The sequence below is a fragment of the Streptomyces sp. NPDC026417 genome (genome assembly GCF_055567695.1).
On sequence record NZ_JBVHPY010000003.1, the window covers coordinates 106,521 to 132,190 of the forward strand.

General features: G+C 71.5%; 21 protein-coding genes and 1 pseudogene. 13 read left to right on the forward strand and 9 right to left on the reverse strand.

The features are described from left to right. The first annotated feature begins 141 nt into the window (after window positions 1–141). Entirely contained in the window at window positions 142–480 is a 339-nt protein-coding gene (locus tag ACZ4NT_RS05680) for an STAS domain-containing protein (protein ID WP_121408164.1), read from the forward strand. A 121-nt stretch (window positions 481–601) separates the two neighbouring features. On the opposite strand, the gene ACZ4NT_RS05685 is transcribed toward ACZ4NT_RS05680, so the two are convergent. Beyond that, a complete protein-coding gene (locus tag ACZ4NT_RS05685) occupies window positions 602–1,087 on the reverse strand; it encodes a MarR family winged helix-turn-helix transcriptional regulator (protein ID WP_467723694.1) in 486 nt (161 codons plus the stop codon). Between the two features lie 254 nt (window positions 1,088–1,341). Between ACZ4NT_RS05685 and ACZ4NT_RS05690 the strand changes: the two genes are divergently transcribed. The 6 genes from ACZ4NT_RS05690 (at window position 1,342) to ACZ4NT_RS05715 (ending at window position 7,429) form a co-directional block, all read left to right on the forward strand. Beyond that, the gene (locus ACZ4NT_RS05690; protein WP_121408162.1) at window positions 1,342–1,794 is read left to right on the forward strand and encodes an ATP-binding protein; all 453 of its coding nucleotides are present in this window, start codon (window positions 1,342–1,344) and stop codon (window positions 1,792–1,794) included. Window positions 1,795–1,942: 148 nt separating this feature from the next. Next, window positions 1,943–3,187: a PP2C family protein-serine/threonine phosphatase gene (locus tag ACZ4NT_RS05695; RefSeq protein ID WP_467723697.1), complete on the forward strand. Its 1,245-nt coding sequence runs from the start codon at window positions 1,943–1,945 to the stop codon at window positions 3,185–3,187. After that, window positions 3,184–4,851, forward strand: coding sequence for a sensor histidine kinase (locus ACZ4NT_RS05700; RefSeq protein WP_467723699.1), 1,668 nt, complete (start codon window positions 3,184–3,186; stop codon window positions 4,849–4,851). The genes ACZ4NT_RS05695 and ACZ4NT_RS05700 overlap by 4 nt, the downstream gene beginning before the upstream one ends. Continuing rightward, on the forward strand, window positions 4,848–5,291 hold the full coding sequence (locus ACZ4NT_RS05705) for a response regulator (protein WP_121408159.1): 444 nt from the start codon (window positions 4,848–4,850) through the stop codon (window positions 5,289–5,291). Before ACZ4NT_RS05700 ends, ACZ4NT_RS05705 begins: the two co-directional genes overlap by 4 nt. 172 nt (window positions 5,292–5,463) lie before the next feature. Next, complete coding sequence (locus tag ACZ4NT_RS05710; protein ID WP_467723701.1) at window positions 5,464–5,679, forward strand: hypothetical protein; 216 nt, start codon at window positions 5,464–5,466, stop codon at window positions 5,677–5,679. 289 nt (window positions 5,680–5,968) lie between these two features. Further along, the gene (locus tag ACZ4NT_RS05715) at window positions 5,969–7,429 is read left to right on the forward strand and encodes a diacylglycerol/lipid kinase family protein (protein ID WP_467723703.1); all 1,461 of its coding nucleotides are present in this window, start codon (window positions 5,969–5,971) and stop codon (window positions 7,427–7,429) included. Window positions 7,430–7,470: 41 nt separating this feature from the next. On the opposite strand, the gene ACZ4NT_RS05720 is transcribed toward ACZ4NT_RS05715, so the two are convergent. The 3 genes from ACZ4NT_RS05720 to ACZ4NT_RS05730 all read right to left on the reverse strand — a co-directional run bounded on the left by ACZ4NT_RS05720 (window position 7,471) and on the right by ACZ4NT_RS05730 (window position 10,473). Beyond that, window positions 7,471–8,367, reverse strand: a complete 897-nt coding sequence (locus tag ACZ4NT_RS05720) for an RNA polymerase sigma factor SigF (protein WP_121408156.1) — start codon at window positions 8,365–8,367, stop codon at window positions 7,471–7,473. Between the two features lie 106 nt (window positions 8,368–8,473). Further along, complete coding sequence (locus tag ACZ4NT_RS05725) at window positions 8,474–8,701, reverse strand: DUF5133 domain-containing protein (protein ID WP_121408155.1); 228 nt, start codon at window positions 8,699–8,701, stop codon at window positions 8,474–8,476. A gap of 305 nt (window positions 8,702–9,006) precedes the next feature. After that, window positions 9,007–10,473, reverse strand: a complete 1,467-nt coding sequence (locus ACZ4NT_RS05730; RefSeq protein WP_467723706.1) for an esterase — start codon at window positions 10,471–10,473, stop codon at window positions 9,007–9,009. Between the two features lie 418 nt (window positions 10,474–10,891). Here ACZ4NT_RS05730 and ACZ4NT_RS05735 point away from each other — a divergent pair, with 418 nt between their 5' ends. Beyond that, on the forward strand, window positions 10,892–11,362 hold the full coding sequence (locus ACZ4NT_RS05735; RefSeq protein ID WP_467723708.1) for a helix-turn-helix domain-containing protein: 471 nt from the start codon (window positions 10,892–10,894) through the stop codon (window positions 11,360–11,362). A gap of 139 nt (window positions 11,363–11,501) precedes the next feature. On the opposite strand, the gene ACZ4NT_RS05740 is transcribed toward ACZ4NT_RS05735, so the two are convergent. From ACZ4NT_RS05740 to ACZ4NT_RS05755, 4 genes are all read right to left on the reverse strand, one after another. Then, window positions 11,502–12,104 carry an ATP-dependent Clp protease proteolytic subunit gene (locus ACZ4NT_RS05740; RefSeq protein WP_121408152.1) on the reverse strand — a complete coding sequence of 201 codons (603 nt, stop codon included), beginning with the start codon at window positions 12,102–12,104 and terminating at the stop codon, window positions 11,502–11,504. 1 nt (window position 12,105) lies between these two features. Next, window positions 12,106–12,759, reverse strand: coding sequence for an ATP-dependent Clp protease proteolytic subunit (locus ACZ4NT_RS05745; RefSeq protein ID WP_121408151.1), 654 nt, complete (start codon window positions 12,757–12,759; stop codon window positions 12,106–12,108). A gap of 158 nt (window positions 12,760–12,917) precedes the next feature. Beyond that, a complete protein-coding gene (locus tag ACZ4NT_RS05750; RefSeq protein ID WP_467723711.1) occupies window positions 12,918–14,126 on the reverse strand; it encodes an epoxide hydrolase family protein in 1,209 nt (402 codons plus the stop codon). Between the two features lie 100 nt (window positions 14,127–14,226). Continuing rightward, window positions 14,227–15,177 (reverse strand): LysR family transcriptional regulator, encoded by a 951-nt coding sequence (locus ACZ4NT_RS05755; RefSeq protein WP_467723713.1) that lies wholly within the window; start codon window positions 15,175–15,177, stop codon window positions 14,227–14,229. A 51-nt stretch (window positions 15,178–15,228) separates the two neighbouring features. Between ACZ4NT_RS05755 and ACZ4NT_RS05760 the strand changes: the two genes are divergently transcribed. Further along, window positions 15,229–15,843 carry an RBBP9/YdeN family alpha/beta hydrolase gene (locus tag ACZ4NT_RS05760; RefSeq protein ID WP_467723715.1) on the forward strand — a complete coding sequence of 205 codons (615 nt, stop codon included), beginning with the start codon at window positions 15,229–15,231 and terminating at the stop codon, window positions 15,841–15,843. Window positions 15,844–15,958: 115 nt separating this feature from the next. Further along, on the forward strand, window positions 15,959–16,441 hold the full coding sequence (locus ACZ4NT_RS05765; protein WP_121408147.1) for a VOC family protein: 483 nt from the start codon (window positions 15,959–15,961) through the stop codon (window positions 16,439–16,441). Between the two features lie 57 nt (window positions 16,442–16,498). On the opposite strand, the pseudogene ACZ4NT_RS05770 reads toward ACZ4NT_RS05765, so the two are convergent. Then, window positions 16,499–17,453 (reverse strand): annotated as a pseudogene (locus ACZ4NT_RS05770) (ABC transporter ATP-binding protein); the annotation flags it as partial. 425 nt (window positions 17,454–17,878) lie between these two features. Between ACZ4NT_RS05770 and ACZ4NT_RS05775 the strand changes: the two are divergent. The 3 genes from ACZ4NT_RS05775 to ACZ4NT_RS05785 all read left to right on the forward strand — a co-directional run bounded on the left by ACZ4NT_RS05775 (window position 17,879) and on the right by ACZ4NT_RS05785 (window position 25,660). Next, entirely contained in the window at window positions 17,879–22,174 is a 4,296-nt protein-coding gene (locus ACZ4NT_RS05775; protein ID WP_467723718.1) for a discoidin domain-containing protein, read from the forward strand. A 214-nt stretch (window positions 22,175–22,388) separates the two neighbouring features. Next, window positions 22,389–24,014, forward strand: a complete 1,626-nt coding sequence (locus ACZ4NT_RS05780; protein WP_121408145.1) for an MFS transporter — start codon at window positions 22,389–22,391, stop codon at window positions 24,012–24,014. 437 nt (window positions 24,015–24,451) lie between these two features. Then, window positions 24,452–25,660, forward strand: a complete 1,209-nt coding sequence (locus ACZ4NT_RS05785) for an SGNH/GDSL hydrolase family protein (RefSeq protein WP_467723720.1) — start codon at window positions 24,452–24,454, stop codon at window positions 25,658–25,660. The last annotated feature ends 10 nt before the right edge of the window (window positions 25,661–25,670 follow it).

The window sequence follows — 25,670 nt, forward strand, 5'->3', positions numbered from 1 at the left end:
GGCTACGGTAGGGCGGAACACCGCTCCACGACGGCGCCCGCCGTCCGCCTGCGACCACCCCCATGCCCGCAGACATCCCTGTCCCCGAAGACATCCAGAAGGATCGCTGTGCATTCAGGTCGGAGTCCAGGTCAGGCGGCCATGTCACTGTCCGTGCGCGAGACCGGCCGCGCGTCCGTGATCACCGTCGACGGAGAACTCGACCTCGACAACGCGGGTCAGCTGGAGGAGGCGATCACCTCGGCGGCGCCCGCCAGGCCGGGCCCGGTGGTCCTCGACCTGGCCGGGGTCACCTTCGCGGACTCGACCACGGTCAACGTCGTCCTCAGGTGCTACAGCGCGCTGGGGACGCGGCTGCGGCTCGCGGCTCTCTCGCCCTACCTGGACAGGCTGCTGGGCATCACCGGCGTCTCGGACGCGCTGCCCGTGTACGGCACGGTGGCCGAGGCGCTGGAGGCCGACGAACCGCACGAGGACTGACCCCGGCGACGCCGGACCTCCTCGCACGGAAACGCTGCACGGCACCGACGGCTCGGCGCGGCGGCGCCCCATGGCACCGGAGCGCCGCGCCCGCAGCCTCTCGACGACGCCGGACCGTCTCTCAGGACGGCCCCCGGCCGTGCTCCGGACGCACGCGGGCCAGCGACGGGCCGAGCGACCACAGTCCGGCCAGCAGCGCCCGGAGGTCGGCGTCCGGCATGCGCAGCAGCGCTTCCCTGATCCAGGCGGCGCGCTGTTCCCGCACCGCGTCGAGGACGCTGCGGCCGTGCCGTGTCAGGTCCAGCGACACGCCTCTGCGGTCCTCGGAGATGAGGGAGCGTGTCAGCAGCCCGGCCCCTTCCAGGCTGTCGCAGACGCGGCTGGCCCGGGAGCGGCTGATCTGCGCGCGGTCGGCGAGCGCCGAAAGACTCAGACCGGGGCAGGTGCCGACCAGGGTCAGCGCTCGCAACAGCGAAGGCGAGAGCCGGCTGTCGACCGACATCGCCGTCCGGGCCGACACGGCCACCAGGATCTCCGCGGCGGCCGCCAACTGCTCCGCCGCACGAAGCAGTACGTCCTCCCGTATCTGAGGGGTCTGGCCTTCCATCAGTCCGCAACCTCTGTGATCGCACCGCACCCGGTGACCGTTCGCGCTCTCCGAAAAGGGGCCCTGCCCTGTTGCTGCGGGATGACACCGTTCCCATGTGGGAATCCTGTGACGAACGTCGCGGGCCGGCCCCGCGCGAGCGCTTCCCCACCCTCGGGGGACCCGGCGAAAATCGGTGGGACTGAGAAGGAGTTCCCGGGGTACGAGCAGTCTGCAGCAGCGTCTGGACCCACCGGCTTCCGAGAGAGACACGCATGATCGAGCACTTGGGCGGAGCAGTGATAACGACTCGCTTCGACGTGCCCGTCGAACCGCTCAGGCGGACGGCGCACTACACAGGCGAGCCGGGGTGCATCGCCGAAGCACGAGCCTTCGCCGAGCTCTTCCTGGAGCAGCTCCGCTCCGAGTGGTGCGCGAAGGTCGCCCCACAGGCCGGCGGCGACCTCATGCTGATCGTGAGCGAACTGGTCACCAACGCGGACCGGCACAGCCAGGGGCCGTACATCCTGGAACTCGAAGGCACCGACAGCTCGGTCACCGTCACGGTCTACGACAGCAGCGCCACCCTGCCGCGCCGCTTCCCGCGCGACCCCAACCGGATCGGCCGCCACGGACTCGAGATCGTCCACGCGCTCGCCACCGAGGTCACGGTCGGCCGTGTCCCGGTCGGCAAGTGCGTCAGAGCCGTCCTCGACCTGCGCCCTTGAACCGGAGACCCACGGTGGGAGTACGGCCTTGTCGGGGCCCGGCCGAACGTGACGGGAGCCTCGCCCGATGGGCCATCCGTGGGGCCGCTCGCCGCGCCGCCGCAGTAGGCTCACGGAAGCCGAAGGCCGGCGCAGGTGATTCGAGGGGATGAGCGTGGCAGATCGCCCACTGGGGATCGGTGAACGCGACGTGGTGTCCCGTCCGGGGACTTCCGACCCGCTCTGGGAGCTGGACGACGCGCCCACCCTGCTGCTGGTCGAGGACGACGCGGGGGACGCCCTGCTGGTGCGCGAGGTCCTCGCGGACAGCGGCCTGCCGATGGACGTCACCTGGTGCAAGTCCCTGGCCGAGGCCCGTGCGTACCTGAAGCGGTCGCGGCACGCCGTCTGCGTGCTCCTGGACCTGCATCTGCCGGACACCCACGGACTGAGCGCGGTACGGCTCGTCCGCGACGAGTCGCCGGACGCCGCCGTCGTGGTGCTCACCGGCGTGGCGGAGAACGAGGCGGGACTCGCCGCGGTCGCCGAGGGCGCCCAGGACTTCCTCTCCAAGGACGGTCTGGGACCCGAGACGCTGAGCCGCGCGGTCCGGTACGCCCTCCAGCGCAAGCAGGTGGAGAGGTCGAGCGCCGAGCTCCAGGCCAGCCGTCTGCTGGCCCGGGAGAACGCGCGCCTGGAGCGCGGACTGCTGCCCACGCCGCTGCTGCGCGGTGACCGGTGCGCCGTGGCCTCCCGCTACAGCCCGGGCCGCGATCACGCGCTGCTGGGCGGAGACTTCTTCGACGTCGTGGAGAGCGCCGACGGAACCGTGCACGCGGTGATCGGCGACGTCTCGGGCCACGGCGCCGCAGAGGCCGCCCTCGGGGTCTGCCTGCGGGTGGCCTGGCGTGCCGCCGTCCTCTCCGGATGCGTCGGCACGGAACAGCTCCGCCTGCTGGAGGAGATCCTCGGCGCCGAGCGGGCCGCCGACTACATCTTCGCCACGCTCACCGTCCTGCGGCTGAGCGAGGACCGCAGCCGGCTCCACGTGATCCGGGCCGGGCACCCCGGAATGCTGGTACGCACGTCCGGCGGCATCGACCTGCTGGAGCCGCCCCCCGGCCCCGCGCTCGGGCTGATCCCGGGCCACGCCCGGTGGCCGGAGACCGAACTGCCCGCGCACGACATCAGCGCGCTGACCCTGTTCACCGACGGCCTCTTCGAGGGCGTCGTGGCGCAGGACAGACGCCTGGGAGAAGAAGGACTGCTCGAAGTGGCGAGGAAACACAGAGGCCTGAACGGGCGGGCGTTCGTCGACGCCGTGGTCGACGAGGTCGGGGAACTGACCGCGGCCCACGGCGGGCTCGCCGACGACGTGGCCGTCCTGCACCTGACGACGGACGGCGCCTCATGACGCGTCCGGCTGTGTCCACGGAGCCCGACGGCACGACGGGCGGTGCCACGGGCGAGCGGCGCAAGGCCGTCGCGCGGCTGAGCGTGCAGGGCTGGATCCACGTCGTGCTGGCGGCGAACGTCCTGCTGGTCGTCGCCTTCGCCGTGGCCGGCGGCGTCCTGCAGACCCGCGCGGACGACCGCACCGACCGGCTCACCGACCGCATCCAGCCCGCACGGTCCCTCGCCTACCAGCTGGAGACGTCGCTGGTCGACCAGGAGACCGGCGTGCGCGGCTTCGTGCTGAGCGAGGACGCCGGCTTCCTCGAACCGTACGAGTCGGGGAAGCGGGACGAGAAGGAACTGCACGACCGGCTGGTCACGGAGCTGGCCGGGCATCCCCGGATAGCCGCCGACCTGCGCGACGTCCAGCGGGCCGGCGAGACCTGGCGCCGCGACTTCGCGGAGCCCCTCGTCGCGGCCACCCGGACCTCCGCCTCCGGTGGACGGGACACGGCCAGGCTGGAGGCGAGCAAGGCCAAGTTCGACGAGACGAGGACCCTGCTCGCGCAGCTGGAGAAAGACATCCTCCGACTGCGCGACGACACCCGCGCCTCGGCAGATGACAGCCGCCGGCTCCGCACCTATTTCTTCATCGGCATGCTCGCCGCTTTCCTGGCGAGCGGCCTCGCGCTGACGCTGCTCCTGCACCGGATCGTGGGACGCCCGCTGAGGGCTCTGGAGGCGGCCTCGGAGGAGGTGAGCGCCGGCGACTTCAAGCACCGGATCGAACTGGACGGGCCGCGGGACCTGGAGGCGGTGGCCCGCGCGGTCGAGGAGATGCGCGGGCGGATCGTCGACGAGCTGTCCGCGTCCAAGGCCCGCGAGGCCCTGCTGCGGAAGCAGGCGTCGGAACTCGACGCCCAGACGCTCGAACTGAAGCGCTCCAACGCCGAGCTGGAACAGTTCGCCTACGTCGCCTCGCACGACCTCCAGGAACCGCTGCGCAAGGTCGCGTCCTTCTGCCAGCTGCTGGAGAAGCGCTACGGGGACCAGCTGGACGACCGCGCCAAGCAGTACATCGACTTCGCCGTGGACGGCGCCAAGCGCATGCAGATCCTCATCAACGACCTGCTGACCTTCTCCCGGGTCGGGCGGGTCGGCGAGGAGCAGGCCGCGGTCCCGCTGGACGACGTACTGGACCGCGCACTCGCCAACCTCAGCGTCTCCCTCGACGAGACCGGGGCCCGGGTGGTGCGTGAGGGACCCCTGCCCACCGTGACCGGCGACCCCACGACCCTCACGATGCTGTGGCAGAACCTGATCGGCAACGCGGTGAAGTTCCGCCACCCCGACCGGGCGCCCGAGGTCGTGGTCAGCTGCACGGCGGAGCCCGAGGACGGCAAGTGGCAGCTGTGCGTGAGGGACAACGGAATCGGCATCGAGCCCGAGTTCCGGGAGAAGGTCTTCGTCATCTTCCAGCGGCTGCACGGCCGCGACGAGTACGACGGGACGGGCATCGGACTTGCTCTGTGCCGGAAGATCGTCGAGCATCACGGAGGCGGCATCGGGCTGGACGGTGTCGCCGGTGAGGGCACGCGTGTGTGCTTCACCCTGCCCGCGATGCAGCCGGACCCCGCCGACCGCGTCGAGGCGTCGCGCCCACACGAAGGAGCACGCACGTGACTTCCCCCGCGGAACCCATTCAGGTCCTGCTCGTCGAGGACGACCCCGGCGACGAGCTGATGACCCGTGAGGCGTTCGAGGACAACAAGATCCGCAACACCCTGCACGTGGTGCGGGACGGCGAGGAGGCGCTCGACTTCCTCTACCGCCGGAACCAGCACGCGGACGCGCCCCGGCCCGACCTGATCCTGCTGGACCTCAACCTGCCCAAGTACGACGGGCGCCAGGTCCTGGAGCGCATCAAGTCGGACGACGAACTGGCGCTCATCCCCGTCGTCGTGCTGACCACGTCCTCCGCCGAGGAGGACATCCTGCGCAGCTACCGACTGCACGCCAACGCGTACGTGACCAAGCCGGTCGACCTGGACCAGTTCATCGCCGCCGTGCGCCAGATCGACGACTTCTTCGTGACCGTGGTCAAGCTGCCCAAGAACACCTGACCGCCCCGCGCGGTCATCCGCGTCCGCCGGGCCGGCCCGCCCCGGGCGTTCCGGGGTCCGGAGCCGGCACCGGCGGCGCGACGAGATGGTCCCGCGTCCCCGTCTGAGCCGGCAGACGCTCCGGCCTTCCGGCCGAAGACACGCGCCGGCCTCCTCGGTGAGCCTGCGGACCATGAGCAGCGCCGACGGCCCCATGGCGTCGCAGGACGTGATGTCGGCGCAGTCCGGACGGAGTTCCGTGGTCCCGGGGCGCTCGGCGAGCTGCCGTGCCGCGGCCGACACGAGACGGTCGGCGCTGTCGCGGTCCAGAGCGCCGCCCAGCCCGATCCACCGGGTGCGCGGATCGGTCGCCGACGGGGTGACGGTGGGCCGGATGGACTGGGGCTGAGTCGTCATATCGACTTTCCGGGGCGGGAGCTGGGGCGGTGGTGCCGTGGGACGCGGCGTCGCGGGCCTCGCCCACCAGGCGAGCGGCCCGGGGGGAGTCCCGTAGCTCCTGGCGCAGCAGGTCCAGGGCGGGAGCAGGGCCCGGCCCGGAGTGCCACGGGCGCCGAGGACGGACGTGACACCACCATGGGACCCGCCGTCCATGAATGCGGCGTGGCGGGGCACAGTGAGAGAGGCGGCACGACCTTGCCGGCCAGGAGATCCGTCGACACGCAAGGGTGGGGCCAACCATGACGAGGCGTAGAGCACGGCTGCGGACGGGCAGCGCGATCCGCGGCCTGCCGGGCGCCCGGAAGGTGATGCGGGCGGGGCTCAGGAGCGGCGGCGTGCCCGGTCGGCGCAGGGTCGCGGCGGGCGGTCTGCTGTGGGCCGCCGCGGCCGCGGCGCTCGGTGCCTCGGGCGACCGCACCGCGCGCCGTGCGGCGCTGCGGGGTCTCGGCACGGTCGCCATCGCGTCCGCTGCCACGCGTGCGCTCGCGCGTCCGGCCGCGCGCAAGGTCCAGCCGCTGGAAGCGGCCGGACACGCCGCCTCCGCCGCCGCGTTCGCGGCGGGGGTCGTTCTGGAGGCGCCCCGCTACGGGCTGCTCGTCGTGCCCGCAGCCACCGCGCTGACCATGGCCCGGATACGGTCCCGGGTCCGGCACCCGGGCGACGTGGCGGTGGGCGTCGCGATCGGCGTCGGCGCCGCCGCGCTCACCGCGCGCTGGTGGCCGGTCAAACCTGAGGCGGCCGCCGCGGCGGCGCCCCCGCGACGGCCCGCACCCGCGCTCCCGTCAGGCGCGGGACTGCACGTCGTGGTCAACCCCTCGTCCGGTCTCTCGCGGAGCTCCGACACCCCCGACGTGGCCGACCAGGTGCGGGCCCTGCTCCCCAAGGCCGAGGTGACCGTTCCCGGGCCGGGCCAGAACCTGCCCGACCTCCTGGAGGAGGCCGCGCACCGCGCCAAGGAGCAGGGTGGTGCCCTAGGCGCCTGCGGCGGCGACGGGACGATCAACGCCGCGACCGAGGTGGCGGCCCGCCTGGGCGTACCGCTCGCGGTGTTCCCCGGCGGCACCTTCAACCACTTCGCCGTGGATCTCGGCAACCAGACCGCCGAGGACGTCGCACGCGCCGTGCAGGACGGTGACGCGGTCGTCGCGGACATCGGCCGGGCCAGGACGCCCGGGGGTCCCGAGCAGGTGTTCGTCAACACCTTCAGCCTCGGCGTCTACTCGGACCTGGTGAGCGCCCGGGAGCTCCTGGAGAAGCGGATCGGGAAGTGGCCCGCGCTCGTGGTGGGCCTCGCCAAGGTGCTCGCCACGGGCAGTCCGGTGAGCGTGTCGGTCAACGGCCGCCCCAAGCGGCTGTGGCTCCTGTTCGCCGGCAACGGCATCTACCACCCGGCCGGCTTCGCGCCCACCTACCGGACACAGTTGGACGACGGGCTGCTGGACGTGCGCGCCGTCGACGGCGGCACCCCGCTCGCCCGGACGCGGCTGCTGATCGCCGTGCTCACGGGCACCCTGCACAACAGCCGCGTCCTCACCACCGCGCAGGTCCGCAGCCTGCGGCTCGAAGTGCTGGACGGTGACCCGCGGTTCTCCTACGACGGAGAGGTGGCGAGCGCCGCGGCGCCCCGGCTGGTCCTCGACAAGGTGACGCGGGCCGTGACCCTGTACCGGCCGGCCGACAAGGACCAGTGGCTGCGCTGACCGGATGCGCGGCCGTTCGGACGCTGGTGAAGGTGCGGGGGTCAGGCCCGCTCGACCCGGTTCAGATCGCTCAGCATGCCGCTGCGCAGCTGCTGGATGATCCGCTTGATCAGTCGCGAGACGTGCATCTGGGAGCAGCCGAGGCGCTCTCCTATTTCCGCCTGCGTGGCCTCCTCCACGAACCGCAGGTGGATGATCTGCCGGTCGCGCTCGCTGAGCTCCGCCACCAGCGGTGCCAGCGTGTGGAAGTCCTCGACGAGGCGCATGCCGTCGTCCTCGACCCCGATGAAGTCGGCCAGGACGGCTTCGCCGTCCTGGCTGCCGTCGCCCGTGAGCGCGGCGTCCAGGGAGGAGGAGTTGTAACCGTTTGAGGCGATCTGCGCCTCGACGACCTCGTTCTCGGACAGGTTCATGAGGGTGGCCAGTTCGGCCACGCTCGGGTCGCGGTCCAGGCGGCTGGAGAGTTCCTCCCGCGCCTTGGCCAGCTCCACACGCAGTTCCTGCAGCCGGCGCGGCACGTGCACCGCCCACGTAGTGTCGCGGAAGAACCGCTTGATCTCGCCGACGATGTACGGCAGCGCGAACGACGTGAACTCGACCTCGCGCGAGATCTCGAACCGGTCGATGGCCTTGATCAGACCGATCATCCCGACCTGGGCAATGTCCTCCAGGTCGTCGCCGCGGTGGCGGAAGCGGCCCGCCGCGAAGCGGACCAGCGACATGTTCATCTCGATCAGCGTGTTGCGCGCGTACTGGTACTCGTGCGTGCCCTCTTCGAGTTCCGTCAGGCGCTGGAAGAACTGGCGGGACAACTCCCTCGCATCGCGCGGTGCCACGGCACGCGGATCCTCGATGACGGGCAGTGCGTCCCGACCAGTTCCGGTCCGGGCGGACTCCTGGGTGACCTTCGACCGGCTCACGGCGGTGACGGTGTCCATTACCTCTCCCACGAAACTGTTCGCCCTTCCGAGCATCGTGTTCCGCGACTACCCCGTAAGTCCGAACCCATGTCCGTCTCTTCGGAGCAAACTTTCTGACGGGATGTCAGCTCGTGAGGACGGAGTCGTCGGTCGTGCGAGCTCCGGGCAGCCGGAAGCGGGCGGCGATGAGGGCCGCGTCCACGTCCTTGGTACCGGTGGCGACGCAGAGCGTGTAGGCCAGATCGTCCATACGCTGCCGGACTTCCGCGCCACCGCTCTCGGCGTGCAGCACCCGCAGCGTGTCGTACTGCTCGACGAGGTTGCTCAGAACTGCGGGGTGGGCCATCAGCACGGTGTTCTCCTGATCGGACGGGCGGTTGACGGCGATCGGCCGTCAACCGGTGATCTTTCTCGACGGCATGTACCCGGCGGCTTCCGCCGTAAGCCGAGTCCTGCGGCCCGACCGCGACGGGTCCTTCGGCCCTCCGGCCGCGGGACGTCGGTCCCGGTACGGACACCGCGGGGGCGCGGCCCGCCTGCTGGGACAACGGCGGGCCCGCCCTCGGGGTCACGGACGTGTGGTGAAGCGACCCGGGTGACGGACATCCGGTGGCCCGGCCCGTCGGTCGGGCCACCGCACGAGGCGACGCCCGCCCGTCACTCGTCGACGGCCGCCCCGAACGCGGCGTCCACCGACGGCGCGCCGAGCGAGGCCGCGTCGTACGTCCAGGAACCCGTGGCCGAGATGCCGCCCGTCCCGGCGGACAGGACCCAGACGAACCCGTCACCCGTGTTCTCGCCGGGCGCCGAGGCCAGCAGGCCGAAGCGGCCGTCGGCGTTGGGGTCGGTCAGCCGGACCTGCCCGCCCCACTTGTCCCCCTTCTCCACGACACCGGGGACGTCCGCCGAGTTCTGGTCCCACGACTTGGCCCCGCTCGCGGTGAGCCCGGCGCCGGTGCCGCGCAGCACCCAGACGGCTCCGGCGTCGGCCACCGTGCCCACGTCCTCGCCCGACGCCCCCACGGCCACGTCCGCGTAGCCGTCCCCGTCGGTGTCCGCGACGGAGAGGTCGCTGCCCCAGCCGTCACCGGCCTCGGCGGTTCCGGGCACGCCCGAGGTGTCCTGCGTCCACCACTCGGGTTCGGCCGCGGGCCCGTCCGGCCCGCCGTACCGCACCCCGACCAGGCCGCCGGTCATCGACTCCCCGCCGTCGTCGGGGGAGTGCGGTTCCCCGGTGACCAGGTCGTCGTAACCGTCGCCGTTCACGTCGCCGGACGCGGCGACCGGTCCGCCGCGCAGGTCACGCTCGTACGTCAGCCCGTCGGCGTGCCCGGACAGCAACGCCGACCAGCCGTGCCCCGGTTCGCCGCCGACGGTCACGCCCGACACGATCAGGTCGGCGTAACCGTTGTCGTCGTAGTCGCCGGTGGTCAGCGACGCGGGCAGGATGTCGCGCTGCTCCGCCCGCGCGGAGAGCCGCTGCTGCGACCGCTGCTCCAGTGCGTTCGGCGCACCGGACTCGTACCCGAACAGTTCCAGGTTGTTCTGGTCGAGCACGGCGAGCAGGTCGCCGGGGGTGTCGTTCGTGAAGTGGGCGGCGGCGAGTCCGGCGCCGAACCGCGCGCCGGCCGTCGGCTCCCGGGTCTCCAGCCAGTCGCTCGCGGCACCGGTGAGGCCGGACTCGGAGCCCCACAGGACGGCGACACCGCCCGCGTCCTCGACGGTGCCGATGTCCTCGCCGGGGATGCCGACGACCGCGTCGTCGTAGCCGTCCCCGTCCAGGTCCCCGGTGGCCACCGCCCGGCCGAACGCGTCGCCGGGCTCGGCGGCGCCCGCGACACCGGACGTCGACTGGCTGAACCGCGCCGCGTTCCGGGTTCCGATGCCTCTCGACGATCCGTACTGCACGGTGACGAGACCGGCCCCCTTCCGGCCGCTGACGGTCGCGCCCGGAGCGCCGACCAGGACGTCCTCGTACCCGTCGCCGTTGAAGTCGCTGTTGCGGTCGTCGGCGTGCGTGCCACCGGGCGTCCCGGCATGGGCGGACGGGGCGGTCGCGATGGCCGCACCGGTCACGAGAAGGAATGAGGCCGCGGCGAGGGCGGCCGAACGGTGGTTGCGCACGAGCGGCTCCTTTGGAGAAAGGACGGCCGGGCAGCGCCGGGGGGTGTCCGGAAAGGGCCCGTTCCTTGTCCGGCGCCCTGTTCGACGCCGCGTGGGGCGCAAGGGTTGTACGGGGAGGCGGTACCGGTTCCGGGGCTGCGGGACACGGCCGGAGACCGTATGCGGCCCCCGGCGCCGGGGGCCGCAGTGAGGAGGAGTACGGGGCACGACGGCACGCGGACCTCCTGGGCGGGCATGCCGACGGCCGGGCGGGTCGGCGGCGCCGACGGGCCGGGCGGAGGCCGCGGCCGGCCTTTTCACAGTGACGAGTCCTCTGTCTCCCGCACACGGCCCGTCCGCACGGTGCCACGGGGCGCACGGTTCCACCGACAGCGGAACGCCGGTCCGTACCCCCTGCGGCGCTTCTACAGTGAGGGATGTGAGCAACCACGTGTCGAACGAAGCCCGCGTCATTCCGCTGCGCCCGGCGGCGGGGCCGTCACCGGCCGCGGCTCCGGCCCGCGCACCGCAGGGACCGCGGCCGGCCCGTACGCCGCAGGCGGTGCCCGGCGCCGGGCCCGCGCCCAAGGAGCCCCTGCTGCGCGACCTCGTCGGCGACGTGCTGCGCCGCGAACGCCTCGCCCAGAAGCGCACGTTGCAGGACGTGGCCGACGCGGCCCGGATCTCCATGCCCTACCTCTCCGAGCTGGAGCGGGGCCGCAAGGAGGCCTCGTCCGAGGTCCTCGCGGCCGCCGCCCACGCCCTCGGACTCGGCCTCGCCGACCTGCTCTCCCTGGCTCAGGGCGAACTGGGCCGCCTCGCCGCGCCCCGGTCCAGGGGCTCCCGACCCGCCCACGGCGGACGCGCGTCGTCGGCCTCGCCGTACAACGGCCTCTGCCTGGCGGCCTGACGGGACGCGAGCGGTCGACGCTCCGGCCGGGTGCACGGTCGGAGCGTCGGCGGCCGACGCGCGGTTGCCGCCCGCCCGGCCGCAGCGCGGCCGACCGTGCCGCGTGCGACCGGGTGCCGCGCGGCCCGGGGATGCCGTCTCAGACCCTGGCGAGCCTGCGGCTGAGTACCTCGTCGGCCAGGCCGTACGTGACCGCCTCCTGTGCCGTGAAGACCTTGTCGCGGTCCATGTCCGCGCGCAGGGTCGCCACGTCGTGGTGGGTGTGGCGGGAGAGCACGTCCTCCACCTGGGAGCGGATCCGCAGCATCTCCTTCGCCTGGAGGCTGAGGTCCGACACCGTCCCCTGACGTCCCCCGCTCGCGGGCTGCCCCAGCAGCACCCGGGCGTGCTCCAGCACGAACCGGCGCCCGGGGTCGCCGCCCGCCAGCAGCACGGCGGCCGTCGACGCCGCCTGGCCCACGCAGAACGTCGAGATCGGCGCCTGCACGAAGGTCATGGTGTCGTAGATCGCCATGAGCGAGGTGAACGAGCCACCGGGGGAGTTGATGTAGATCGCGATCTCGCTCTCCGGGCTCGACGACTCCAGATGGAGGAGTTGCGCGATGACGACGTTGGCGACGCCGTCGTCGATCTCCGTGCCCAGGAAGATGATCCGCTCCGACAGCAGGCGGCTGAAGACGTCGTACGACCGCTCGCCCTGCGGGGTCCGCTCGACCACGTTCGGGATCGTGTAGGAACCCATGTCACAGCCCCATCCGTCGTCGTGACGCGGCCGGCCGGACGTCCTCGAGGGACTCCACCACCCGGTCGACCATCCCGTACTCCAGCGCCTGTTCGGCCGTGAACCAGCGGTCGCGGTCGCCGTCCCGGGAGACCGTCTCCTCGCTCTGCCCGGTGTGCTCCGCGGTGATCCGCTCGATGGCCTTCTTGGTGAACTCCAGGTTCTGCGCCTGGATCTCGATGTCGGCCGCGGTGCCGCCGATGCCGGCCGACGGCTGATGCATCATGATCCGCGCGTTCGGCAGGGCGAAGCGCTTGCCGCGCGTACCCACGCTCAGCAGGAACTGCCCCATGCTCGCGGCGAATCCCATGGCGAGCGTGGAGACGTCGTTGGGGATCAGCCGCATGGTGTCGTAGATCGCGAGACCGGCGGTGACCGAACCGCCGGGACTGTTGATGTACAGGCTGATGTCGGTGCGCGCGTCCTCCGCCGAGAGCAGGAGCAGTTGCGCGCACACCCGGTTCGCGGAGATCTCGTCGACCTGGGTGCCGAGGAAGACGATCCGCTGCCCGAGCAGTTGCGCCGCGAGATGGTCGTCGAAGCGGGTGGCGGGGGTGTCCCCCTCCTCGGCCCGTGGCCTCAGGGCCGGGTCCCAGCCGGTGATGGGTGGCGTCATCGGTCCTCCTTGTCGTGTGCGGCTGCTGTCGCCGCGCACTTCACTGTCGGCCCGGACGCCGTGCCGAATCGACTTTCTCGGCCCGCAGCAGATTCGCCAGGAGCAGAGGGATCCGGGGACTCGCCGGGCGGGGCACCGAAACCCCCGCCAGGTCCGATTCAGCCGGTCCCGCTCGCCCGCAACTGCCGGAAGAAGGCACGCACGTCCCCCGTCAGGAGGTCCGGTTCCTCCATCGCGGCGAAATGCCCACCGCGGTCGAATTCCGTCCACCGCACGATCGTGTTCGTCCGGTCCGCGATGTGCCGCAGCGGGATGAAATTGTCGTACGGGAAGACGGCGAGCGCGGTCGGTGTGGTCGAGGGGTCGGGCGGCGAGCCCCAATAGTCCGCGTGCGCACGCTCGTAGTAGAGACGGGCGGACGAACCGGCGGTCCCGGTCAGCCAGTAGAGCATCACGTTGGTGAGCAGCTGATCCCGGTCGACGGCGTCCTCGGGGCGCTCCTCCGAATCCGTCCACTGTTTGAACTTCTCGGCGACCCAGGCGAGTTGTCCCACCGGGGAATCGGTCAGCGCGTAGGCGAGGGTCTGCGGGCGGGTGGACTGCAGATCGGCGTAGCCCTGTTCCTCGCGGAGCCATCGCCGCCCGCGCTCCCACGAGGCGAGCGTGCGTTCCCGTTCCTGCGGGGTCAGCGGAGCCAGTTCCTCTGGGGTCGGCTCGGCGAACGCGGAGCCGGACGGCAGCAGATTCAGATGGACGCCGATCACCTCCTCGGCGCGGATCCGGCCAAGCTCACGGGAGACGGCCGCTCCCCAGTCCCCGCCCTGCACGCCGTACTGCCGATAGCCCAGGCGGCGCATCAGTTCGGCGAACGCGCGGGCCACGCGCTGGAATTCCCAGCCGGACTCCCGCGTGGGCCCGGAGAAGCCGAATCCGGGAATGCTCGGCAGGACGAGATGGAACGCGTCGGCGGGGTCCGCACCGTGGGCCCGCGGATCGGTCAACGGGCCGACGACGTCGAGGAATTCGACGATCGAACCGGGCCAGCCGTGAGTGACGAGGAGCGGGGTCGCGTCGGGTTCGGGGGAGCGGATGTGCGCGAAATGCACGGTGGCTCCGTCGATTTCCGTGAGGTACTGCGGCCATTCGTTGAGCCGCGCCTCCGCAGCTCGCCAGTCGTACGCGTGCCGCCAGTAGTGCACGAGGTCGCGCAGATACGTACGGGGGACTCCGTACTCCCAGCCCGCGTCCGGCAGTTCGTCCGGCCACCGCGTGCGGTCCAGGCGGAGGCGCAGATCCTCGAGATCGGCCTCGGGGACTTCGATGCGGAAGGGCCGGATGAGGGCGGAGGTGTCTGTCGGCGTAACCATGTCTTCGGATGCTATCTCCGCACCCACCGACCCCGGCCACGCATTTTCCCCGCGGCCGGCCCGCCCGCCGTGACCGCGACGAGCAGGCGGGAGTCCTCGGTCATCCGGGGACGGCGGGGGACTGTGCGACGGTCGCGGCCGCCGCGGTGAGCCCGCCCAGGACGGCGGTCAGTACGGGGTCGCCCTCCGAGCCTGCCCGGACCGCCGCGAAGACATGTCGAGTGGGCGGCCGGCCCTCGGGAGCCCGCAGGACCACCCCCGGCCGGTGCAGCGGCTGCACCAGACGCGGCACGAGGGCCACCCCGAGTCCCGCCCCGACGAGCGCCGCCAGCGACTGCCAGTCGTTCACCGCGTGCCGGATCTCCGGCGTGAAGCCCCCGGCCGCGCACATCGACCGGGTCACCGCGCCGCAGCAACTGTGCGCGTCCCCGACGATCCAGGGTTCGGCGGCGAGTTCCCGCAGGGGTACGCGGTCCGCCTCCGCCAGGCGGTGACCGGCGGGCAGTGCGACATCGAGGACGTCGGCGAGCAGGTCGGTCCGCGCGTAGTGCCGGTCGGTGGACGGGGGAGCGGCGGCGAAGTCCACGGCCACCGCCACGTCGATCTCGCCCACGTCGAGCCGGGTGAACAGATCGGGCGGCTCGGCCTCGACGACGGCGATGCCGATGTCCGGACGCGTGCGCGCCAGCTCGCCCAGCGCGACGGGCAGGAGCCCGGAGATCGCGCTGGAGAACGCCCCGACGGTCAGGGTGCCGCGCCGGCCGTGGCTCCAGGCGGCGAGGTCGGCGCGGGCGCGCTCCAGCTGGGCCGCGATCAGGTCCGCATGCTGGAGCACCACCCGCGCCTGTCCGGTCAGCCGGACGCCGCGCCCGTGCCGCTCCACCAGCGGCACGCCCAACTCGCCTGAGAGCGCCGCGAGTTGCTGCGACACCGCGGAGGGTGTCAGACGCATCGCCTGCGCTGTTCTCGCCAGGCTGCCGCGCCGCTCCAGCTCCCGCAGCGTGCCGAGTCGGCGCAGGTCCACGGTGAAGCCACCGCTTACCGGTTCCATCCACAAAGATTAACTGGACCTGATGAGCCCCGGGCGTCGACGATCCTCCGTATGACCGCGACCCCCGCCCCCGCCTCCTTCCTGATCCTGCACGGCTGGCGGAACCACCGGCCGGCGGGCCACTGGCAGCACTGGCTGGCCCGTGAACTGGCCGACCGGGGCAGCCCGGTGGACTACCCGCAGTTGCCCGACCCCGACCACCCCGACCTGGAGGTGTGGCTGGCCCGGCTGCGGACCCTGCTCGACGCACCCCGGGACGGCCCCGGCACCGAGCGCGTCGTCGTCTGCCACAGCCTCGCCGTTCTGGTGTGGCTGCACGCGGCAGCCCGTGGGGCGGTCCGGGCCGACCGCGTCCTGCTGGTCGCACCGCCGTCCGCCGAGGTGCTGGCGCGGCACGACGCGGTGGCCGGGTTCGCCCCGGCCGGGGCCACCGCCGCGCAGCTGGCGTCCGCCGCCGAGGTGAGCCGTCTGGTCGCCGCGGACGACGATCCGTACTGCCCCGGCGGGGCGGCCGCGGTCTACGGGGAGCCGCTCGGCCTGGACACCGACGTGATCGGCGGCGGGTCCCATCTGGACCTCGACGCGGGCTACGGCGGCTGGCCATCGGTCCTGCACTGGTGCCTCGACCCCGCCGTGCGGATCACCTCCCGGGACGCGGCCGGGTGACCCGAACGGGGGCACGCGGCGCCCGCCGCGCCAGGTGCTCCCCGCGCCGCCGATGAGTTTTCGGACGAGGATCGGTCGACAGAGGTGAAGAGGTTCCCGCCCGAGGAGGTACCGCATGTCCACCGACGGACTCGTCACATGCCTGTGGTTCGACGGCCAGGCCGAGGAGGCCGCCGACTTCTACGTCTCGGTCTTCAAGGACTCCCGCCTCGGCAGGGTCGGCCGCTACACCGAGGCGGGCCCCGGGCCCGCCGGGTCGGTGATGGTCGTCGAGTTCGAGGCCAACGGACAGAAGTTCGTGGGCCTGAACGGAGGCCCGCAGTTCACGTTCAGTGAGGCCATCTCCTTCCAGATCCCCTGTGCCGACCAGGAGGAGGTGGACTACTACTGGAACCGCCTCATCGAGGACGGCGGCGAGGCCGGTCCCTGCGGCTGGCTCAAGGACCGGTTCGGCGTGTCCTGGCAGGTGTTCCCGTCCCGTCTCATCGACATGATCGGCGACCCGGACCCGGCCAGGGCGGCGCGTACCACCCAGGCCATGTACGGGATGAGCAAGATCGACCTCGCCGCGCTGGACAGGGCCTACGCCGGGGAGTGACACCCGGCGCCCCGGCCGAGCCCGTCGCCCGTCCCCGTCGGCGGTCGGCGGGCCGGGTCACGCCCGGACGGTCCGTGCCCTGCGCATCGGCTTCACCCCCTGACCGCCGTGCAGCGCCGTGTACGCACCGCCACGGCTCAGCAGGTCCTCGTGCGAACCGCTCTCCCGTATCGCCCCGTCGCTCATCACGACGATGCGGTCCGCGCCCCGGATCGTGGAGAGCCGGTGCGCCACCACGAAGGCCGTCCGGCCCTGCATGAGCCGGGCGAGGGCCTGCTGCACCAGCGCTTCCGACCGGGTGTCCAGCGCCGAGGCGGCCTCGTCGAGGATCAGCACCCGGGGGTCCCTGATCAGTGCTCGGGCCATGGCCGGCCGCCCGCGCTGACCGCCCGAGAGGCGGGCCCCGTGCTCGCCCACCACGGTGTCGAGTCCCTCGGGGAGCCGGTCGACGAACTCCAAGGTGTTGGCGTCGCGCAGCGCCCGGCGCACCTCGGCGTCGTCCATCCCGTACGCGACGTCCTCCCGTACCGTGCCGTCGAACAGGATGGACTCCTGGGGCACCACCGAGACGAAGCGCCGATAGGTGCGCAGGTCGAGGGAGTTCATGTCGGTCCCGTCGAGCAGCAGCCGGCCCGACGTGGGGCGGATGAAACCGATGACGAGGCTGAGCACCGTGGACTTGCCCGCTCCCGAGGCGCCGACGAGCGCGACGGTCTCACCGGGGGGAGACCCGCAAAGGGAAGTCCCGCTCGGCAGCCCGGTCCTGGTCGTAGACGGACCCGACGCTCTCGAAGGTCACGGCGCCGCGCAGCGACCGCAGTTCCCGCTTGCCCGCGTTGTCCTCCAGTTCCGGTGCCTGCAGCACCTCGCCGACCGAGCGCACGGACTCCAGTCCCTTGGTGATGAAGGGTGCCAGGGCGCCGAGCGTCGTCGTCGAGTTGGTCAGCGTGGTGAGGAACGCGCTGAGCATGACGACGTCCCCGGCCGTGAGGTCCCGGACGCCGTAGTACGACGCGGTGATCAGCGGCAGTAGCCGGACCGGGCTGTGCTCGACGGTGAAGACGACGAACGCGGCGGCCAGGCGACGGCGTTCGGCGCGGAACAGGTAGGCGAGCGTGCGGACCGGGTGTTCGCCCCGGTAGTGGTGGTCAAGTGGCCTTTCCGGCAACGCCATCGAGGTCGTCCTCCTCGGTACGGGTGTCAAGGGCAAGCGCTTACTTCCCGGGCTGGTGCGCAGTGCACGCGGCGGGGGGCGCCGTCTGCTCCCCGGAACGCCCTTGTGTCCTGCTCAACAAGAAAGGGCAACTATCTCCGCACTGACTGTGGACTGAGCAACATCACCATGCAATTCTCCAACAACTGAACGCAAAAAAGCGATCCTTGCTCTCTTGTGCACTTCCGCGTCCCCCCGTGACACCGCTCCAGGGCAGGAGAAGGATGACCAGACACCGTTGGAGAGGCCGCTTGCTGGCCGCTTTGCTGACCACAGCGCTCGCCCTCATCGGGCTCCCCGCGCTGACCGCGACCGCGACGGCGGCCGGCGGACCCAATCTCGCCGCCGGCAAGAGCGCCACGGCGAGCAGTTCCAAGACCGAGTACGGAGCACCGCACACGACCGACGGCAACGCGGCCACGTACTGGGAGAGTTCGGGCTCGGGCTTCCCGCAGTGGGTGCAGGCCGACCTCGGCGCCGCCACCCGGATCGACGAGGTGGTTCTGAAGCTCCCCGCGGCCTGGGAGAGCCGGAGCCAGACGCTCGCGGTCCAGGGCAGCGGCGACGGCACGGGCTTCGACACCATCAAGTCCTCGGCGTCGTACGCCTTCACACCGAGCGCCGGCAACACCGTGACCATCGCCTTCCCGGCCACTCAGGCCCGCTTCGTGCGGATCAGCATCACGGCGAACACCGGCTGGTCCGCCGCGCAGCTCTCGGAGTTGGAGGTGCACGGCGCCAGTGACTCCTCCGGGAACCTCGCCGCGGGCAAGCAGTTCACCGCGAGCAGCAGCACGCAGACCTATGTGGCCGCGAACGCCGGCGACGGGAACCGGGCCAGCTACTGGGAGAGCCGGAACGGCGAACTCCCGCAGTGGGTCCAGGTCGACCTCGGCTCGTCCGTGCGCGTCGACCGCGTCGTGCTGCGTCTGCCGTCCGGCTGGGGTGCCCGAACCCAGACGCTCACACTCCGGGGCAGCACGAACGGCTCGGATTTCAGTGACCTCACCGCTTCCAAGGGCTACGACTTCAACGAGGCGAACGACCTCACGCAGAGCCTGGCCTTCAACGCCGTCACGACGCGCTTCGTCCGGGTACTCGTCACGGCCAACACAGGCCAGCCCGCCGGGCAGTTGTCGGAACTCGAGGTCTACGGGCCGACCACGGGCGACACCCAGGCGCCGACCGCACCCGCCGACCTCGCCTACACCGAGCCGGCTGCCGGCCAGATCAAACTGACCTGGAAGGCCGCCACCGACAACGTCAAGGTCACCGGCTACGACGTCTACGCCAACGGCGAGCTGCGCACCTCCGTCGCCGGCGACGTGACCACGTACACGGACACCCAGCCCGCCTCGGCGACCGTCGCGTACTCCGTGCGTGCCAAGGACGCCGCGGGCAACCAGTCCGCCGACAGCAACACCGTCACGCGCAAGGGCGATTCGGGCGACACCCAGCCCCCGACCGCGCCCGCCGACCTGGCCTTCACCGAGGCCACCAGCGGCCAGGTCAGGCTCACCTGGCGGCCCTCCACCGACAACGTCAAGGTCACCGGCTACGACCTCTATGCCAACGGGACGCTTCGCAAGAGCCTCGACGGCGACACCACGACCTACACCGACGCCCAGCCCGCGTCGGCGACCGTGACGTACCACCTGCGTGCCAAGGACGCGGCCGGCAACCAGTCCGCCGACAGCAACAGGGTCACGCGCAACGGCTCCACGAGCGACGACGTGAACCTCGCCGTCGGCAAGCCGATCACCGCCTCCTCCAGTGTGTTCACATTCGTCGCGGAGAACGCCAACGACGACAGGACCAGCACCTACTGGGAGGGCGGGCCGGGCAGCTACCCGAACAGCCTCACGGTGAAGCTCGGCGCGAACGCCGACGTGGGCACGGTGGTCCTCAAGCTCAGTCCGGACGCCGCGTGGGCGGCACGGACCCAGCGGATCCAGGTCCTCGGGCGGGAGCAGAAGGCCGCCTCGTTCACGAGCCTGTCCGCCGCCCGGGACTACACCTTCGACCCGGCGAGCGGGAACACCGTCCGCATCCCCGTCACCGGCCGCGTCGCCGACGTCCAGCTGGTGTTCACCGCCAACTCGGGCTCCTCCGCCGGGCAGGTCGCCGAATTCCAGGTCCTCGGCACCCCGGCCCCGAACCCGGACCTGCAGATCACCGGCATCACCTCGACGCCGGCGAGCCCCGTCGAGTCCGATGCGGTGAAGCTGACCGCGACCGTGCGCAATACCGGCACGGACGCGTCGGATGCCACCGACGTCGAGTTCCGGCTGGGCGGCACCAAGGTCGGCACGGCCGCCGTCGGCACGCTGGCCGCCGGCGCCTCCACCACGGCCACCGCGGACATCGGCGCCCGCGAGGCCGGGACCTACCAGGTCGGTGCCGTCGCCGACCCGAGCAACAAGGTCGTCGAGCAGAACGAGGGGAACAACTCCTACACCAGCCCCACCTCCCTCGTCGTCAAACCCGTCTCCAGCTCCGACCTGGTGGCCTCCTCCGTCGGCTGGTCGCCCAGCGCGCCCGCCGAGGGCAACACCGTCACCTTCTCCGTCACCCTGAAGAACCAGGGCACGGTCGCGTCGGCGAGCGGCGGCCACGGCATCACACTGACCGTCCTCGACTCGTCCGGTGCCACCGTCAAGACCCTCACCGGCTCCCACGACGGCGTCATCGCGGCCGGCGACACCGCACCCGCGGTCAAACTCGGCACCTGGACCGCGGGCAAGGGCAAGTTCACCGTGAAGACGGTGGTCGCGGCCGACGCCAACGAACTTCCGGTCAAGCGCGACAACAACACCACCAGCCAACCCCTGTTCGTCGGCCGCGGCGCCAACATGCCGTACGACATGTACGAGGCCGAGGACGGCACCACCGGCGGCGGCGCCCAGACCGTCGGACCCAACCGCACGGTCGGTGACATCGCCGGAGAGGCCTCCGGCCGCAAGGCCGTCACCCTCAACAGCACCGGCAACTACGTGGAATGGACCACCAAGGCCGCCGCCAACACCCTGGTGACGCGCTTCTCCATCCCGGACTCCGCCGGAGGCGGCGGAACGAACTCCACCCTGAACGTCTACGTCGACGGCAAGTTCCTCAAGGCCGTCGACCTGACGTCCAAGTACGCCTGGCTGTACGGCGCGGAAACCGCACCGGGCAACTCCCCGGGCTCGGGATCGCCTCGGCACATCTACGACGAGGCGAACCTGATGCTCGGTCAGACCGTCCCGGCGGGCAGCCGGATACGGCTGCAGAAGGACGCCGCCAACGACTCCAGGTACGCGATCGACTTCGTCAGCCTGGAGCAGACCTCGGCGCTCCCCAACCCGGACCCGGCCACGTACACCGTGCCCGCCGGCTTCTCCCACCAGGACGTGCAGAACGCGCTCGACAAGGTGCGCATGGACACCACCGGCAAGCTCGTCGGCGTGTATCTGCCGGCCGGTGACTACGAGACGTCGAGCAAGTTCCAGGTCTACGGCAAGGCGGTCAAGGTCGTCGGTGCGGGGCCCTGGTACACCCGCTTCCACGCCCCGTCCTCGCAGGAGAACACCGACATCGGCTTCCGGGCCGAGGCCAGTGCCAAGGGCTCGTCGTTCGCCGGCTTCGCGTACTTCGGCAACTACACCTCGCGCATCGACGGCCCCGGCAAGGTGTTCGACTTCTCCAACGTCTCCGACATCACCATCGACAACATCTGGAACGAACACATGGTGTGCCTCTACTGGGGCGCCAACACCGACGGCATCACCATCAAGAACTCGCGGATCCGCGACATATTCGCCGACGGCATCAACATGACCAACGGAAGCACGGACAACCACGTCGTCAACAACGAGGCGCGGGCGACCGGCGACGACAGCTTCGCTCTCTTCTCCGCGATCGACGCGGGCGGGGCCGACGAGAAGAACAACCTGTACGAGAACCTCACGTCGATCCTGACCTGGCGCGCGGCGGGCATCGCCGTCTACGGCGGGTACGACAACACCTTCCGCAACATCCACATCGCCGACACGCTGGTCTACTCCGGCATCACCGTCAGTTCGCTCGACTTCGGCTACCCGATGAACGGCTTCGGCACGGCTCCGACGACCCTGGAGAACATCTCGATCGTCCGGGCGGGGGGCCACTTCTGGGGCTCCCAGACCTTCCCCGGCATCTGGATGTTCTCCGCCTCCAAGGTCTTCCAGGGGATCCGCGTCAACAACGTCGACATCGTCGATCCGACCTACAGCGGGATCATGTTCCAGACCAACTACGTGGGAGGACAGCCGCAGTTCCCGATCAAGGACACCGTGCTCACGGACGTGACGATCACCGGAGCCCGCAAGAGCGGCGACGCGTACGACGCCAAGTCCGGCTTCGGCCTCTGGGCCAACGAGATGCCGGAGGCAGGGCAGGGTCCCGCCGTCGGTGAAGTCACCTTCCACAACCTGAAGATGAGCGGCAACGCCCAGGACGTGCGGAACACGACGTCCACGTTCAAGATCAACCTGTTGCCGTAGCGCACCACGCGCCGCGGCCGGACCACCACGGGTGGCGGGGTACCCTCCCCGCCACCCGTGCCCCGCGTCCCCGCACCCCCACGACCCGCGTACCCGCGCCGTCCGGGCCCGCTGCACGCGCCCCGTTGATCGACTGGTGACCCGGGAGACCCGGGCTTACCTTGGGGAAGTGAACGTCGGCGCCCCACGCCGACCTGCGACGCACGGTGATTCCATGACGGCCGCACAACCGACACCCCCGACGTCTGCCCAGGCCCCGGAGCGGAGCCACGGCAGCGGTATCGCACTCCTCGTCATCGCCTCGTGCCAGCTGATGGTGGTCCTCGACATCACCATCGTGAACATCGCTCTTCCTCACATCCAGACCTCGCTCGGCTTCTCGACCGAGAACCTGTCGTGGGTGATCAACGCCTACACGCTGACCTTCGGCGGCCTGCTGCTCCTCGGCGGACGGCTGGGCGACATCCTCGGCCGCCGCAGAGTCTTCGTCTTCGGCGTCCTGCTCTTCGTGTTCGCCTCCCTGCTCGGCGGACTCTCCCAGGAGGCCTGGCACTTGCTCGCGGCGCGCTCGCTCCAGGGCGTCGGCGGAGCCATCGCGTCCCCGACGGCGCTGGCGCTGATCACCACCACCTTCCGCGAAGGCCCGGAACGCAACCGGGCATTCGGCGTGTTCGCGGCCGTCTCGGCCGGTGGCAGCGCTATCGGCCTGCTCGCGGGCGGCATCCTCGTCGAGTGGCTCGACTGGCGCTGGGTCCTCTTCGTCAACGTGCCCATCGGCCTGCTGATCGTGCTCGCGACCCCCCGCTACATCCGCGAGTCGGAGCGCCACCCGGGCCACTTCGACCTCCTCGGCGCCTTCACGTCCACACTCGGCATGGTGCTGCTCGTCTACGGCTTCATCCGCGCCTCCGAGGACGGCTGGACCGACAGCGTGACCGTCGGCGCCTTCGTGGCCGCGGTCGTGCTGCTCGCCGCGTTCATCGTCAACGAGCGCCGCTCGAAGCAGCCCATCACGCCGCTGTGGATGTTCCGTGACCGCAACCGCGCGGGTGTCTACGGGATGATGCTGACCCTGGCCGCGGCGATGTTCGGCATGTTCTTCTTCCTGACCCTCTTCGTGCAGAACATCCTGCACTTCAGCCCGCTGCGGGCCGGCCTCGCCTTCCTGCCGGTGAGCGCGATCATCGCCGTCGGTGCGGGCGTCGCCTCGCAGCTGCTGCCGAAGTTCGGACCCAAACCGTTCATGGCGGTGGGCTCGATCCTGGCCGCCCTGGGACTCGGCTGGCTGACGCTGACCGATGTCGACAGCACCTACCTGGGCAGCATCCTCGGCCCCATGCTGGTCTTCGGCTTCGGCATGGGCATGCAGTTCGTGTCGCTGACCCTGATGGCGGTCTCCGGGGTGTCCCCGCAGGAGTCCGGCGCCGCGTCCGGCATCCTCAACGCCACCCAGCAGGTGGGCGGCTCGCTCGGGCTGAGCGTGCTGGTCACCGTCTTCGGCACGGCCAGCCGGAACGAGGCCACCGATCAGATCCGGAACTTCATGTCCGAGGCCACCCCCGCCCAGCGCCTGGAGTTCCGCCGCACCGGGGAGCTCCCACCACCCTGGAGCGACCAGGTGCTGACCTCGGGCATCTCCAGTGCGTTCGTCGTCGCGGCCGTGCTCGCCGTGGTGGCCGCGCTGATCGCCGTGATCGTCATCCAGGTGCGCCCCGACGACCTGGAACGGCTGCAGGGCGGCGCCGTCCCGGGCATTCCGGCCGGTGGCCCCGCCGAGGACCCGGTTTCCGGTGCGGTGGCGGCGCGGGACTCGGACACCCGCCAAGGCCCACCCGGCTGAGGCACGCGGCCTCCACCCCGTCAGCGCGCGCGAGACCGGCGACCACCCGGATGTTCGCACGCGCGATCCGGGCGATCCCGGGCGAGCGGACCGGGCACGGCTTCGGTGGGGACGTCGTCGGTGCGCGGCAGAAGTGCAGCGGGTCGTCGTCGCGGTGCAGCGCGGTGCGGCCCGTCTCCGGCAGCGGTCCGTCCGGCCGTTTCCACGATGAGCGGCCTCCGCATCCGGCCACTCCCGCGCCGTCCGCCGAAAGGCTCTCCCGGGCGGGAACGGGCCACGGCACGAGGGGAAAGGGCCGCGTCGGCCAGGTGTACCGCCCGCCCTCCGTGGCCGAGGACGTGTCGGGTTCTCGTCGTTGACGGGTCGCCCCGTCCTCCGATCCAATGCCCCTGTCCGCCCGGCGCCGTTGCACCAGGTCCCAGTCAGGGGTGAACGCCGTGATCAAAGGCGCCAAGGCGCTTCTCGTGCCGCTCGCGCTCGTCCTCGGATCCGCCGCACCCGCGCCGGCCGCACCCGCGCCGGCCGCCGCGGCCTCCGCGCACGGCTGGGTGGGCACGTGGCAGGCACCGGCCGTGGTGGGCGCCTCCACGTCCGAGGTCGCCTCGGGTGACTCGCTGCGCCAGGTCGTGCACGTCAGCGTCGGAGGTCCACGCGTCCGCATCCGGCTGTCCAACGCGTTCGGGTCCGAACCGCTGGCCCTGGGCCGGGTGACGGTGGCGGTCCGGGCGGCCGGGGCCGACGCCGTCCCCGGCACGGTGCGCCGCGTGACGTTCGGGAGCGACGTCGTGCGGCCCGGCGAGGATGTGCGGAGCGAGCCCGTACGGCTGGACGTGGCGCCCGACAGCGACCTGCTGGTGAGTGCCCATCTCCCACGGGTGCCGGCGTTGCAGACCGTGCACCCGCTGGCCCGGCAGGTCGCGTACGTGGCCAGGGCGGCCGACCGGGCCGCGGACGTGTCCGGAGCCGCGTTCACCGCGACCAGCCGGCAGCGCTTCTACGTCACGGGTGTCGACGTCCTCGACCCCCCGGCCCGCGGCGCGGTGGTCGCGTTCGGCGACTCCATCACGGACGGATACGGGTCCACGGAGGGCGCCGACCACCGCTGGCCCGATCTGCTCTCCGACCGTCTGCAGAAGCTGCCGCGTCACCGGCAGCTCGGGGTGCTCAACGCGGGCATCAGTGGCAACCGGCTGCTGCGGGACGGCGGCGGCTTCGGGGTGAAGGCGCTGGAGCGGCTGGACGAGGACGTCTTCTCGCGGACGGACGTCCGCACCCTCGTCCTCATGGAGGGCATCAACGACATCCAGCAGGAGCCGCACCAGACGGACCCCGCGGCGATCACGGCGGCCTACCGGGAGATCGTGCGGCAGGCGCACGCCCACGGCATCGAGGTCGTCGGGGCGACCCTGACCCCCTTCAAGGGCTGGCGCGTCTACGACGAGACCCTGGAGGCCACCCGCCTCGCCGTCAACGACTACATCCGGACCGGCGGACTGTTCGACCACGTCGTGGACTTCGACCGGGCCGTGCGCGACCCCGCCGACCCGCTGCGCATCCTGCCCGCCTACGACGAGGGCGACCATCTGCATCCGAACGACGCCGGTTACGCGGCCATGGCGGCGGCCGTCGACCTCGGCACCCTGTGACGCTCACGCG

Excerpts from the sequence above, each read along its gene's own strand:
- ACZ4NT_RS05685 (WP_467723694.1), bottom strand. The coding sequence starts at position 1,087 with ATGGAAGGCCAGACCCCTCAGATACGGGAGGACGTACTGCTTCGTGCG.
- ACZ4NT_RS05720 (WP_121408156.1), bottom strand. The coding sequence starts at position 8,367 with ATGGACACCGTCACCGCCGTGAGCCGGTCGAAGGTCACCCAGGAGTCC.
- ACZ4NT_RS05700 (WP_467723699.1), top strand. The coding sequence starts at position 3,184 with ATGACGCGTCCGGCTGTGTCCACGGAGCCCGACGGCACGACGGGCGGT.
- ACZ4NT_RS05695 (WP_467723697.1), top strand. The coding sequence starts at position 1,943 with ATGAGCGTGGCAGATCGCCCACTGGGGATCGGTGAACGCGACGTGGTG.
- ACZ4NT_RS05740 (WP_121408152.1), bottom strand. The coding sequence starts at position 12,104 with ATGGGTTCCTACACGATCCCGAACGTGGTCGAGCGGACCCCGCAGGGC.
- ACZ4NT_RS05755 (WP_467723713.1), bottom strand. The coding sequence starts at position 15,177 with ATGGAACCGGTAAGCGGTGGCTTCACCGTGGACCTGCGCCGACTCGGC.
- ACZ4NT_RS05680 (WP_121408164.1), top strand. The coding sequence starts at position 142 with ATGTCACTGTCCGTGCGCGAGACCGGCCGCGCGTCCGTGATCACCGTC.
- ACZ4NT_RS05760 (WP_467723715.1), top strand. The coding sequence starts at position 15,229 with ATGACCGCGACCCCCGCCCCCGCCTCCTTCCTGATCCTGCACGGCTGG.
- ACZ4NT_RS05745 (WP_121408151.1), bottom strand. The coding sequence starts at position 12,759 with ATGACGCCACCCATCACCGGCTGGGACCCGGCCCTGAGGCCACGGGCC.
- ACZ4NT_RS05750 (WP_467723711.1), bottom strand. The coding sequence starts at position 14,126 with ATGGTTACGCCGACAGACACCTCCGCCCTCATCCGGCCCTTCCGCATC.
- ACZ4NT_RS05780 (WP_121408145.1), top strand. The coding sequence starts at position 22,389 with ATGACGGCCGCACAACCGACACCCCCGACGTCTGCCCAGGCCCCGGAG.
- ACZ4NT_RS05765 (WP_121408147.1), top strand. The coding sequence starts at position 15,959 with ATGTCCACCGACGGACTCGTCACATGCCTGTGGTTCGACGGCCAGGCC.
- ACZ4NT_RS05715 (WP_467723703.1), top strand. The coding sequence starts at position 5,969 with ATGACGAGGCGTAGAGCACGGCTGCGGACGGGCAGCGCGATCCGCGGC.
- ACZ4NT_RS05775 (WP_467723718.1), top strand. The coding sequence starts at position 17,879 with ATGACCAGACACCGTTGGAGAGGCCGCTTGCTGGCCGCTTTGCTGACC.
- ACZ4NT_RS05690 (WP_121408162.1), top strand. The coding sequence starts at position 1,342 with ATGATCGAGCACTTGGGCGGAGCAGTGATAACGACTCGCTTCGACGTG.
- ACZ4NT_RS05710 (WP_467723701.1), top strand. The coding sequence starts at position 5,464 with ATGAGCAGCGCCGACGGCCCCATGGCGTCGCAGGACGTGATGTCGGCG.